Origin of the sequence: Tuberibacillus sp. Marseille-P3662 (genome assembly GCF_900178005.1) — a bacterium.
In the GTDB taxonomy this organism is placed as follows: domain Bacteria; phylum Bacillota; class Bacilli; order Bacillales; family Sporolactobacillaceae; genus Marseille-P3662.
In genome coordinates, this window is the sequence record NZ_FXBS01000006.1 from 1,560,266 (window position 1) to 1,572,718 (window position 12,453).

At 42.7% G+C, this 12,453-nt stretch carries 14 protein-coding genes; 2 read left to right on the top strand and 12 right to left on the bottom strand.

Going from position 1 to position 12,453, the window contains the following annotated elements; all coding sequences use genetic code 11:
• Positions 1-2: 2 nt before the first annotated feature.
• From B9Y89_RS16440 to B9Y89_RS16460, 6 genes are all read right to left on the bottom strand, one after another.
• The gene (locus B9Y89_RS16440) at positions 3-569 is read right to left on the bottom strand and encodes a biotin transporter BioY (RefSeq protein WP_085524269.1); all 567 of its coding nucleotides are present in this window, start codon (positions 567-569) and stop codon (positions 3-5) included.
• Between the two features lie 243 nt (positions 570-812).
• Positions 813-1,013, bottom strand: coding sequence for a cold-shock protein (locus tag B9Y89_RS16445; protein ID WP_085524270.1), 201 nt, complete (start codon positions 1,011-1,013; stop codon positions 813-815).
• A gap of 175 nt (positions 1,014-1,188) precedes the next feature.
• The gene (locus B9Y89_RS19440; protein WP_254901275.1) at positions 1,189-1,314 is read right to left on the bottom strand and encodes a hypothetical protein; all 126 of its coding nucleotides are present in this window, start codon (positions 1,312-1,314) and stop codon (positions 1,189-1,191) included.
• Between the two features lie 88 nt (positions 1,315-1,402).
• Positions 1,403-2,386 carry a Gfo/Idh/MocA family protein gene (locus tag B9Y89_RS16450; protein ID WP_085524271.1) on the bottom strand — a complete coding sequence of 328 codons (984 nt, stop codon included), beginning with the start codon at positions 2,384-2,386 and terminating at the stop codon, positions 1,403-1,405.
• Positions 2,387-2,410: 24 nt separating this feature from the next.
• A complete protein-coding gene (locus tag B9Y89_RS16455; protein ID WP_085524272.1) occupies positions 2,411-2,920 on the bottom strand; it encodes a GNAT family N-acetyltransferase in 510 nt (169 codons plus the stop codon).
• Between the two features lie 22 nt (positions 2,921-2,942).
• Positions 2,943-4,652, bottom strand: a complete 1,710-nt coding sequence (locus B9Y89_RS16460; RefSeq protein WP_085524273.1) for a hypothetical protein — start codon at positions 4,650-4,652, stop codon at positions 2,943-2,945.
• Positions 4,653-4,803: 151 nt separating this feature from the next.
• On the opposite strand from B9Y89_RS16460, the gene B9Y89_RS16465 reads away from it, so the two are divergent.
• Both B9Y89_RS16465 and B9Y89_RS16470 read left to right on the top strand, forming a co-directional pair.
• A complete protein-coding gene (locus tag B9Y89_RS16465) occupies positions 4,804-5,343 on the top strand; it encodes a TetR/AcrR family transcriptional regulator (protein ID WP_085524274.1) in 540 nt (179 codons plus the stop codon).
• Positions 5,344-5,347: 4 nt separating this feature from the next.
• Positions 5,348-5,677 (top strand): DMT family transporter, encoded by a 330-nt coding sequence (locus B9Y89_RS16470; RefSeq protein WP_085524275.1) that lies wholly within the window; start codon positions 5,348-5,350, stop codon positions 5,675-5,677.
• Between the two features lie 226 nt (positions 5,678-5,903).
• On the opposite strand, the gene B9Y89_RS16475 is transcribed toward B9Y89_RS16470, so the two are convergent.
• The 6 genes from B9Y89_RS16475 to B9Y89_RS16500 all read right to left on the bottom strand — a co-directional run bounded on the left by B9Y89_RS16475 (position 5,904) and on the right by B9Y89_RS16500 (position 12,445).
• On the bottom strand, positions 5,904-7,529 hold the full coding sequence (locus tag B9Y89_RS16475; protein ID WP_085524276.1) for a long-chain-fatty-acid--CoA ligase: 1,626 nt from the start codon (positions 7,527-7,529) through the stop codon (positions 5,904-5,906).
• A gap of 14 nt (positions 7,530-7,543) precedes the next feature.
• Positions 7,544-8,710, bottom strand: a complete 1,167-nt coding sequence (locus tag B9Y89_RS16480; protein WP_085524277.1) for an acyl-CoA dehydrogenase family protein — start codon at positions 8,708-8,710, stop codon at positions 7,544-7,546.
• Between the two features lie 62 nt (positions 8,711-8,772).
• On the bottom strand, positions 8,773-9,954 hold the full coding sequence (locus B9Y89_RS16485) for an ABC transporter substrate-binding protein (protein ID WP_085524278.1): 1,182 nt from the start codon (positions 9,952-9,954) through the stop codon (positions 8,773-8,775).
• 34 nt (positions 9,955-9,988) lie between these two features.
• Positions 9,989-10,696 (bottom strand): ABC transporter ATP-binding protein, encoded by a 708-nt coding sequence (locus B9Y89_RS16490; protein WP_085524279.1) that lies wholly within the window; start codon positions 10,694-10,696, stop codon positions 9,989-9,991.
• Positions 10,680-11,453 carry an ABC transporter ATP-binding protein gene (locus tag B9Y89_RS16495; protein WP_085524280.1) on the bottom strand — a complete coding sequence of 258 codons (774 nt, stop codon included), beginning with the start codon at positions 11,451-11,453 and terminating at the stop codon, positions 10,680-10,682. The genes B9Y89_RS16490 and B9Y89_RS16495 overlap by 17 nt, the downstream gene beginning before the upstream one ends.
• Positions 11,453-12,445 carry a branched-chain amino acid ABC transporter permease gene (locus B9Y89_RS16500; RefSeq protein WP_085524782.1) on the bottom strand — a complete coding sequence of 331 codons (993 nt, stop codon included), beginning with the start codon at positions 12,443-12,445 and terminating at the stop codon, positions 11,453-11,455. Before B9Y89_RS16500 ends, B9Y89_RS16495 begins: the two co-directional genes overlap by 1 nt.
• Positions 12,446-12,453 lie beyond the last annotated feature (8 nt).

The following is a 12,453-nucleotide window of genomic DNA, read 5'->3' on the forward strand; positions in this document are numbered from 1 at the left end:
CCTCATCCAGCTTGTTTGCGCTCTTTAATATCATAATTGATAGAAGATGTTATCCGGTATAACCTCATGGCAAGCCATGATGATAGCATCACTTTTACAAGATCACCTGGAAGAAAAGCTAGATTACTCAACATAAAAGGAATGGCTTCTGTCTGGGTCATAACGACCGCATACGAAATCCCACAAATATAGATCACGAATATGCCGCCGACCACATTGGCCATTATCATTTTCCAAATTTTCTTAGCCCCACATATATGACTGAGGCCTCCAATGACAAAAGCAGCGATGGGATAACTTAACACATAGCCGCCACTGTAGCCTAGCAAAACACCCATGCCACCGCGGAATCCAGACAAAATGGGGACACCGATCGCAACTAAAATGACAAATAGAAACAAACTCATAAAACCTTTTCGAGCGCCTAACACATTTCCTGCCAGCATTACGCCAAGGGTCTGCAAAGTGATCGGAACAGGAATAAATGGGAGGGGGATCCCTGGTATCACTCCTAAAGCTGCCATAAATGCTGTGAATAAAGCCGTGTAAATGATCGCCCTTAATCGCACATCGATCTTCCTTTCTTATGTTAAAATGTTTAATTGTTAACCATTCTATAATACAAGTTAACATTTTGACAAGAGAGTCAGTTGGGGTGAATTTGAATGTTTCCAATTCTCTAGAAAGAAAAAAACTGACCCCCAATCATAGGGTCAGTAAGGTCTGGATAACGAGTATGCTTCTCATGGTCCGAATCAAATCTAATATCATAAAAAAAAGCACCCAATTGGGTGCTTTTTTGCTAAGTCAATTTATTGCTTTTCAACGTTAGCTGCTTGTGGTCCACGGTTGCCTTCAACGATTTCAAAAGAAACCTTTTGGTTTTCTTCTAATGTTTTGAAGCCTTCTTCTTGAATAGCTGAGAAGTGTACGAAAACATCATCTTGACCTTCAACCTCGATGAAACCGAAACCTTTGTCTGCGTTAAACCATTTTACTGTACCTTGTACCATAATTTCCTCCTGCGTGGCTTCCAACCACATTGTATTACCAATTCTTGCTCAAATAATCATTTTTCAAGACGAAACACTTCAGAAGCTATTCATTCTTTCCATCATACCGAACAAAATTAGTTAACTACAGTATAGCAGGGAGCCAAAATAATTGTCAATGGTTTTTATTATTTTATCAGCGAGATATGCCGATAAAAATAATACCGATCACCAACACGATACTGTAAACCATCGTCATGCGGGATTGTTGTTGTTCTTTTAATATAAATATGCCGAACATCATGCCAATCCATGCCGCCATCTGATTGTTTCTGCAATCAGTTCCAAGTCGCATGAATGATTGATGACGCAATGACGAGCAGTAATGCAAGCAGCTGCATAAGCGTGCCTTATTGATCAGCAGGATAAACCAGACCGATTTGCTGCCGAGCACGCTCCAGAACACGAGCAGTCATCTTGGAATGGTCATATGAGTTGATAGTTGATTCCCGTTTACCCATTTTGATGAGATCAATAAACGCCTTCATTTCATAATACATCGACGGCTGATCGTCCGGTTGTTTAATAGATTCTTGAGTGCCATCATGATACTGTATGGTCACGTCTCCAGGCTCAGATATTTTATCAATGATGATACTGCCGTTTTCACCTTGAATTTCTGCCGGCAAATGGGACGTTGTGATTTTGGAATGCATGACGACTGCATCCATGTCATCATAATGAGCAAGCACACTCCCCTCACCATCAACGCCGGATTCAAGGGTCACACCTGTCGCCTGAACATGATTGGGCTCTCCAAATAACACGACCATAGGGTAGAGACAATAGACACCTAGATCCATTAATGAGCCATTGGACAGTTCGGGTTTAAAGGCATTCAAGACCTCACCTTGCTTATAAGCGTCATAACGGGATGAATACTTACAAAAACTTGCGAAATAACGGCGCACGGTTCCAATCTTATGTAAATGGTCCCTAATACTTTGGAAGTTAGGGAGAAGCGTCGTCTTCATGGCTTCCATGAGCAATACGTCATGACGCTTGGCCGCACTGATCATCGCTTCCACCTCTGCTGTGTTGGACGCCAGCGGTTTTTCACACAGAACATGTTTGCCATGATTCATAAACAGAATGGACTGCTCAGCATGATAAGCATTCGGGCTGGCAATATAGACAGCATCAATCGCTTCACTATTCGCCATATCATGAAGATCAGTAAAGGTGTCTCGGACACCATATTTTTCGGCAAACGCCGCCGCTTTCTCTCCACTTCTTGAATAAACAGCCGTCAACTGAAAGTCCTCAATCTCACTCGCTGCATTAATCAATCTTTCTGTAATCCAGTTCGTTCCTATAACACCAAATCGTATCATGATCCATTCACCTGACCTTTATTGTCAATTTTCAGTGCTGGTCACCCTATAAATCAACGCATCACCGACATGTAAACGAACGGTTTTGTCATAAAACAGACCTGCTTTTTTGGCCACAAATATGGAAGCTGGGTGATTGGGATTGATGATGGAAATGAGTTGATTCAGTTTTAAGTCATTTAATCCGTAATCCCGAAACCCTACGGCTGCTTCCTTCGCTAACCCTTGACCCCAATATTCAGGGACTAACCAATAGCCGATTTCCACTTCTTCCTGTCCATCGATCGTCTGCCTGATTAATCCAGCGTGCCCAATTAACCGGTTGTCCGGTTGATAGACCATCGCATATAGTCCCAGCCCCTGTTCATATTCAGGTAAGATTCTATTTCTCATATGTTCTTCTGCTTCTTCATACGATTTAGGCTTCCCCATACCAATATAACGGATCACGTCCTGATTCGCCCATAATGATGCGTAGAAATCGAGATCGTCCATCGTATAAGGTCTGAATAGCAGCCTGTCTGTTTCAATCATGACCTTTACCCCTTTTTTTCTATTAATCTTTCTCGCCTTTTTCTTCATCAGATATTGTAACATCGATTTCTTTTACCTTCATTTTCAGGACAGGCGTTTCCATCTCGTTCGACTCAACAAAATGGATCGTCACGTGCATCCCAGACTTCAAAAAAATAGCCAATGGTTGTTTCTTGCTGGTGATACTATAAATGTGTTCTTTACCTTGAAGCATAAACTTGACGGTTGATTTTCCTTCGGTTTCTGATTTGTAAACATGCGATATAACGCCTTTTTCTTCACTTAAAATGCTTGTATCTGTCGGTACTGCTTGGTCTCCATCTGCACTTTGAACAATTGATGTTTTATAATGATTGAAGGCAGCTTGTTTATTTTCCGCAAAGCCTGTAATTTGCTCATTATTAGCGTTAACCAATACGACTTGCCGGTACACATCATTGGCATCCATGAGCGGGACAACCCAAGTGAACTTTCCATAAAGGTAAAACAGACTTGGGGCACCTCCGTCATATTTTTTCTCCCTGAAGGCCTTTTCTGCAACATCGATAGCTGACTTTCCGCTAATCCCCCCATTAGCCCCGTTGTAATAAGTGATGTTGCCTGTTCGTCCATTCATCATTGCGTAACCAACCATGGATCCGGAACTATTGTCAGGTCGAGTAAAATCAGTAAACCAGTTAAATCGCTTACCTTCATCGAAGACGCCTGTCACAGCATCGTAACCTTCCCAATCTGTTAATTGTTTAACATCTTTTTTGCCGAACCAAGCGTTTAATAAACCATGCCGATATTTCCCGTACCATTCGCTTCTTTCTTCAGCGACATCCTCCGGAACAACTTGCTCGACGAACTTAGGTGTTGCTTGTTTATCGTATTTTTTCATGTCACCTGTTTTCGGATCAACCATGACAACACCATCGACGACACGAATGTTGCGATAATTTGTATAGTGGCCATAACTTACAGCATAATAAGGCTTTCCATTCTTATCAGGTTCCAGTGATGCATCCATAATAATCATCCCTGGGTATCGATCCCTAACAAGGCGATTGAGGTTGTCACCAAAATAAGCATAAGGGGTGTATTTCATATCATACTTAACCATTTGAGCATCGGACCACTGATCTTGAGCACTCATCATAATATAACCCGGCGCTTGTTTTGCTTTCCACCATTTAAAGAAACCATCATATTCAATGGAAGACACCCATGTAAGATCACCATTAATATTTTGGATATGCGTCTCACCCAATGTATAATAAGATGCATTATCTAGTTTACCGATAAGTTTTTCTGATTTATAGCGAGCGTATTCCTTTGGGACTACCGGGATATGTTTTTCATTCATATCTTTAGCCGGTTGTTCAACTACTTCAACTTTCTTTGAAGCAATATCATATTTATCATCGGCTAACGTAAAAGGATAGAGAAACAACATAACGAACCAAGCAATAATGAATAAAGATCCGATCGCCGAACCACTTTTGCCCCCTGATTGACGACTTAACGCATCCACGACTAATAGTATTCCAACGATTAAACCATAATAGAGAAATATCGCTGAGAATGATACATCGACTAACCCAAAATAAAAATAAAACACGGTGACTAGAGCGCCCACAATGAGCCGTAAAGCTTGTTCAAAGTAAAATTTTTTTCCGCTTTCCTTACGCCACCGACTTGGAATGAGTGATACAAATAAGAAGCTTAAAAGATAAACAGTAAAAGTCATCAGTCCAACCCTTTCTATGATGTTTCTGTAACACCTATGATCATATTACGATTTACATAGGTTAAGGTTCCCAAGTAAAGTTTGTCTTCATTGACAAAAAACCGTCCAGACGGTACAATAAATTTAGATCAAAAAAGAAAGGAAACCATTTATGACCAAAATCAATACCCGATTAAAAATTTTAGACGCGGCATCCCAAATTGTTCACTCAGATGGCATATTTGATATGACCCTTGATGCGGTTGCTGAACAAGCGGATATGAGTAAAGGTGGATTGCTATATCACTTCCCCTCTAAAGAAGCTTTGATTAAGGGAATGGTTCAGCATTTAAGTCAAAACTATATTGATAATATTAAAACGGATGCCGATCACGATCAGTCAGATCAAGGTAAATGGACGAGAGCCTTCATCAAAGAAACCTATCGGCAAAGTGCCTCGAATCAAGAGATGAATGCGGGCTTGCTTGCGGCTCTCGCTATTAATCCTGATTTACTCGAACCCATGCGGGAGGCTTATAAGGAATGGCAGAACAACATTGAAAATGACGGCCTCGACACCGTTAACGCGACAATTTTGCGACTGGCTGGTGACGGTCTATGGTTTTCTGAATTATTTGGTCTAGCCCCATTAAATGATGATTTGCGTAACCGTGTCTTAGAAGCGTTAATGAATTTTACCAAGGAGGGATAGGATTATGAAAGGTATGGTGTTTCTCCTTATTGCTGTTATTTGCGAGGTGGTTGGGACAACGGCTTTGAAGTCTAGCTCTGGATTTAGTCGATTAGGTCCTTCTACGATTGTTGTTCTCAGTTATACCCTCTCTTTTTATCTGTTAGGGTTGTCTCTTAAAACGGTTCCTTTAGGTATTGGCTATGCTTTATGGTCAGGGATCGGAACAGCCTTAACAATCATAATCGGCATTGTTGTCTGGAAGGAAGCCTTCTCTCCGGCACATGTCTTTGGTATTCTATTGATTCTTTTTGGTGTTGTGATCCTGAATTTGAATCAATCAGCAGCCGCATGATAGCTTAAGAAGGCTGAAATTTTAAGTTATGGCATAATCATCGTGATAAGGGATCATAACATTTGAATTAGGGAACATTTTATGAAAGTTAAGGAACACAAGTGACAAGAAGGAGGCATAGCTTGAAAATTAGAAAACAAAAACGGTGTCAGGATGCATAAAGAAGGTGTCTCAAAAGTATGATGAATACTTCAGAGACACCCTTTTTTATATATATTTCCATTTGTTACATTGTCTGCTTCCCTTTTTCCTTTTCTTCCTTAACGATTTGCCGTCGTAGGATTTTTCCTACACTGGTCTTCGGTAATACATCTCGACATTCTATTGATTTCGGTGCTTTATAGGCAGCTAAGTATTTTCGGCAATAGGCCAGCATATCTTTTTCAACGAATGATGATCCGTCCTTCAAAACAACGACGGCTTTGACAGTTTCACCTCTGTACTTATCCGGAATCCCAACAACAACCGCTTCTTGAACATCCGGATGTTGATACAGCACCTCTTCCACCTCACGCGGATAAATATTGTAGCCTCCAGCTATAATTAAATCCTTTTTCCGATCCACAATAGACACATACCCTTCTTCATCCATCGTGGCAATATCCCCCGTATATAACCAACCCTTCTTAAGTGTATTTTTCGTTTCTTCAGGATTTCGCCAATAGCCTTTCATCACCTGCGGTCCGCGAATGATCAATTCACCGGGCTCACCTGGAGGCATTTCTTTTATCCCGTCAGAATAATCGACAATCTTATAATCAGTTGAAGGTAATCCAATACCGACAGAACCGGGTTTACGCTTAGCAAATCTCGGATTACAGTGCGTTGTCGGTGCGGCTTCGGATAATCCATACCCCTCAAAAATTTCAGCCCCGGATCTGTTCTCAAATGTCTTCATTAACTCAACAGGCATCGGAGCACTGCCGCTATTACAAAACCGAATGCTGCCAATACCATAGGCCTCCGCGTCGGGATGGTTGGCGATCGCTACATACATGGTGGGAACACCTGGAAAAGTCGTCGGTTGTTCATTTTTAATCGTTTCCAGAACTTCCCCCAGATCAAAGCGTGGCAATAAAATGTTTGTCGCAGCAGTGTATACGGCCATGTTCATCCCCGACGTCATCCCGAATACATGGAAGAGCGGAATCACTGTCAAAAACCTGTCATGACCAATACTAATCGTATCTTTAAAAAACTCATATGTTTGTACAACATTAGCCACAAGATTACGATGCGTCAACATAACACCTTTTGAACGACCGGTGGTTCCTCCCGTATACTGCAGACTCGCAAGATCTTCAGCTGGGTGGATCGTTACCTCACTGAATCGTTCCTTATCACTCGCCAAAAAATCATCGAAGGTCACTTCAGGACAGTCATTATCCCCATGTTTCTGTAGTGATACAACCACAACAATGTCTACTTGTGTGCGCGGTTGAATTTTTTTGACAAGCGGATATAATTGATCCCAAACAACGATCATCTTCGCCTCAGAATCTTTTAATATATATTCCAACTCACGTTCCACGAGCATAGGATTCACCTGCGTAACAATCCCGCCCATCCTTAATATACCGTAGTAAGCCATTACAAACTGCGGCGAATTTGGCAGCATCATCGCGACCCGGTCCCCTTTTTGAATCCCGTTCTGCTGCAAACCAGTCGCAAAGCGATCCATTGAACGTTCGAGTTGTTGATAGGATATGTCTTGCTGGTAAAACGAAATCGCCGTCTGATGCGGCCAGTCCCGCGCCGTTTTTTGCAAGATTTCCGGGATAGATTGCTTTGGAATGTCAATTTCCTTGGCAATATGATCCGGATAATGAACAAGCCAGGGCTTGTTAGGCATTGATATCAACCTCCTTAAATAAAGTCACCGATTTTGACATGACCTTTTAATAGGTTTCTCGCAATAATCATTCGCTGAATTTCATCAGTCCCATCATAGATCCTCCATAACCTTGCCTCACGATACCAACGCTCAATCGGCAATTCTTTCGTATAACCCATACCCCCGTGAATTTGCAGCACGCGGTCAATCACGCGATTCCCCATATTGGCGCCGAACAGTTTGGCCATTGAGGCCAGCTGCCGGTTATCCTCACCTTGATCAAGTGTCCAAGCTGCGTTAAATACTAGACCTTTTGTCGCTTCAATCTCAACGGCCGAGTCAGCGATCTGCCATTGAATCGCCTGTCTGTCAGCAATAGGCTTACCAAATGTCATACGCTGCTTTGAATAATCAATCGCATCTTGAAGGAGGCGCTCAGCGGCCCCAATAGCTCTAGCAGCGACGACCCAGCGGTTAAAACCAATCCACTCAAGTCCCAGTTTGTAACCTCCGTGCAGCTCACCCAGAATATTTTCTTCAGGCACACGAACATTGTTAAAAATGAGAGAAGCCGGACCCCATTCTCCCATTGTATGAATATATTCCGATTCCCAGCCCATGTCTCGATCCACAAGAAAACAAGTGACCCCGCCGTGCCCATTCTTTTCCTTGTCCGTGACCGCAAACACCATGACAAAATCGGCTTCATGACCATTTGTAATGAACGTTTTCTCTCCATTAAGCACCCATTCATGTCCATCCTTGACCGCTGACATTTGGATTCGGCGTGTATCCGACCCTGCTTCTGGTTCCGTAATGGCAAAGCAAGATTTCTTTTCTCCTCTAATTGTCGGGAATAAATATTGCTCCTTTTGGGCTTCGTTACCGTAATAAAGAATATTATCGGCAAAACCGCCAAATTGGAATGGGACGAACGTTCTTGATGTTTCCATCATGACAATGGCCAGCATCATTTGTCCTAAGTCTGCACCGCCATATTCTTCTGGTGTGTTAATGCCCCAAAATCCGAAATCCTTTGCTTTGTCCTGCAATTCCTGAGCTTTCTCTGGTGAAATCCCTGGTCTGCCTTCCCTTTCATTTCGCAATACTTCCGGTTCAAGTGGCATCAGCTCATTTTCCACAAATTTCCTTATTGTTTTTTGAACCATTTTTTGTTCATCATTTAATCGCAAATGCATAGTTTCTCCTCCATTATATTGAAATGATCGGGACTGCGGTGGCCCGCAACCCCAGAAATGTATTATTCGGCGTCTAAGCGTTTGACTTCACCATCTTTGATTTCGGCAATCGTGAGCTCAGATTGCCAGCCACCGTTATCACTCAATCCATTTAATACCGCAACTTGTGCAGCTTCAGGTATTTGTTTCATGCCTTCTTCTACATGGGCACGAATCTTCTCAGCATCCGAAACGGTTCCTGCGAGTTTCATAGCCTCTGAGAATGCATAAACGGCCATATAATTCCAAGCAGCCTCCCATCCCGGAACCTCGCCATATTCTGCTTTATAGTTTTTGATAAATGCTGCAGTTGACGGTCCTTCATAGTCTTCCAGCGGCATCACACCAACGGAACCATTCAACATGTCATAACCACCTAATACATTGGCAATTTCATTAAATTTGGCTTGATCCATAATCGCAAAGCCACCTTCAAAGCCGAGTTGCCTTGCTTCCTTAATGACTAGAGCTGTCGGTTCGGAAGGTCCGCCGACAAACAAGACATCCGGATTTTTCGACAGCGTCTTACTGACCCCTGCATTAAAGCTCGTATCATTGTTGTAATCAAGTTCATTCACCGCAACAACTTCGCCCCCATGTTCTTGCCAGCCTTTTTTAAATAATTCCGTCCATGCTTTGCCATATGCTGAATTGGTCGGCAGCATACCCAGCTTCTTGCCGAATTGCTCCATTCCGAAGTTAGCAAAAGGATCGATGTAGCCGTCATAAGATGGCGGGAGACGAACCGTTAAAGGATTGCCACTCGCCGTGACTTGGGGTTCACTTGTATAGGCAGCCACAATGAATTGGCTTGATTCATTAAATTCTTGTAAGGCAAGAACCCCGCCGCTGTGAGAAGTAAAGACAATAGGGGCTTTGGATTGCTGTACAAATTTCTGGCCATTCTTGGCCGTTTCACTGGGTTGGTACTTATCATCAAGCGCTTTCAAATTATAGCTATAGGTCTTGTCATCAACCTCAAAGCCGCCATGATCGTTAATTTCTTTAACGGCCAGTTCAATACCATTTAAAGCGTTTTGACCATAGTCAGCCGCACCCCCACTTAATGGTCCACTATAACCAATATTGACAACATTTTTGCCACCATCTCCTCCTGATGACTGTTGAGCTCCACTCGGAGGTTGACAAGCCGACAATGCAAAGACGAGAACCAAAGACATCATTAAAACCCTATTTTTCCTCAATGTTCTTTCCCCCTAAGAATGGCATCATCATATTCTAGGCACCGATATACGCCTTCCTAATGGCGTCATTTTCTAACAATTCCTGTCTGCTTCCTTGTGTAACAATTGAACCGCCTTCAATCACGTATCCCCTGTTAGCAATTTGCAGGGCAGCATTAGCATTTTGTTCAGCCAATAGGATCATGGTCCCCTTCTGATTAATCATTTTAATCGTCTCGAACATCTGCTGAACAACAAGCGGTGCAAGGCCTAGCGACGGTTCGTCAAGCATCAGCAATTTAGGGCGGGCCATCAGTGCACGTCCGATGGCTAACATTTGCTGCTGCCCCCCACTCAATGAACCGGCGGAGAGATTCTTTTTATCTTGCAAAACTGGAAATAGTTGAAACACCTCCTCAATAGACGCTTGTATTGCTTGTTGCTTTTTTCTAAGCACATAGCCACCCATGATTAAATTTTTCATGACAGACATATGCGGGAATAACTTCCGTCCTTCAGGACATTGAACCAGCCCAGTACGAACAATCTTATCGGGCTTCCATCCACTAATTTGTCTATCGGCAAACCAAATGTCTCCGGCTGTCGTTTTCTCTAAACCACTGATCGTTCGAAATATCGTGCTTTTACCAGCTCCATTGGCTCCTAGTAAAACAACCAACTCACCATCATGGACATCTAGATTAATACCGTTCAATGCTTGAAAATCGCCGTATGTCATACAAACTTCATTCATGTGCAGCATCATAAGCACCCCCCAAGTAAGCTTCAATGACCGTTGGGTTCTTTCCAATCTCATCAGGTGTTCCTTCAGCAATTTTTTCCCCATGATTTAAGACAACAATGTGATCAGCGAGATCCATAACCATATCCATCTTGTGTTCAATTAAACAAACCGTTAATCCCGATTGCTTCATTTTTTTGATCAGTGCCGCCAATCCTTCTGTTTCACTTGGATTCACACCACCGGCCGGTTCATCAAGAAGGAGGAGTTGCGGTTCCGTCGCTAGCGCGAGGGCGAACGCGACTCTTTTTTTCGCTTCTTGGGAAATATCATGGACTAGACGGCTGGCGAGATAATCCGCCTCAACAAATTGTAGAACCTCAAAGGCTTTCTCGCGGCATTGGCGCTCTTCACGTTTTAACCGGGGAGTCTTTAATAACGCATCCCATAACCCTGATTTTGTTCGCAAACGGTGACCAATGATAAGATTGTCAAGAACCGTGGCATCTTCAAAAAGATGGGTCGTTTGAAACGTTCGGGAAATACCAAGTCTGGCGATCTTATTTGCTGACAAGTTCGTGACAACCTCACCCTGAAACAAAACGTTTCCATTAGTTGGTTTATGGAAGCCGCTAAGCAGATTGAACAAAGTTGTTTTACCCGCACCGTTAGGGCCGATGATCGCCGTAATCTCTCCCTGTTCTACAGTCAGGTCAATATTGTCAACGGCTGTTAATCCTTCGAAAGTTTTCATGAGCCCTTCCGTAATCAGTTCCATCAGCCGGCCTCCTTAATATTGGATTGACTATCTTTTGTTGTTGCTTTTAACCTTTTGGCTTTTCTATTGTCCATCCATCCTTTAAGAGAACCGACAATCCCTTTAGGAGAGAAAATCACGAGTAAGATGAGTAATGGGCCAAAAATAATCATCCGATATTCAGACCAAGCATTCAGATATTGGGTGACCCAGGTAACGAGCAGCGTACCAACAATCGGACCACTGATGGTACCAATACCACCAACCAACAAATACATAAGAATATCAAAAGTAATCGTCACATGACCGATTTCCGCTCCAAGAAACCGAATATACACGGCATAGAGACCACCAGCTAGACCCGCAAAAAAGGTCGACAACACAAAAGCAACTATTTTATTTCGAATTAAAGAAATCCCTAACGTTTGGGCTAATGCCTCGCTGTTCTTGATGGCTGTAAATGTTCTTCCAATGATGGAATGAACAATCCGTGAAAAGAAAAATACAGTGCATAGCAAGAAGAATAAGATGAGGTAATACATGTTGATCGGATGATTTTCAAAGATGATGGGTCCAATGGCTTCAGGGTAAGGAACGCCAATCAACCCAACGACGCCGCCTGTCAAACTGTCCCACTGTTGAATGATCAAATAGATGATGAACCCAACACAGAGGGTAAATATAGCAAAATAATGTTCTCTTAACCGCAAGGAGATGATACCTACCAAGAGGCCAACAACCATTGTTAGTAAGCAGCCAAGGCCGAGGGCCATCCAGAATGACATACCCGCTTTTGTTAAAATCCCCACGGTATAAGCGCCTATTGCAAAAAAACCGGCATGGCCAAGATTAAGTTGACCTGTATATCCTGTTATGAGATTAAGTCCATATACCGCAATGGCCCATATAAAACCAAGGGCGGTCACGTACAGATAATATTGATTAGGTACAATAAAAGGGAGAACACCGCCTATCACAAGCAATACAACAAATAGCCATTGTTTTCTTATCATCTGAGCCA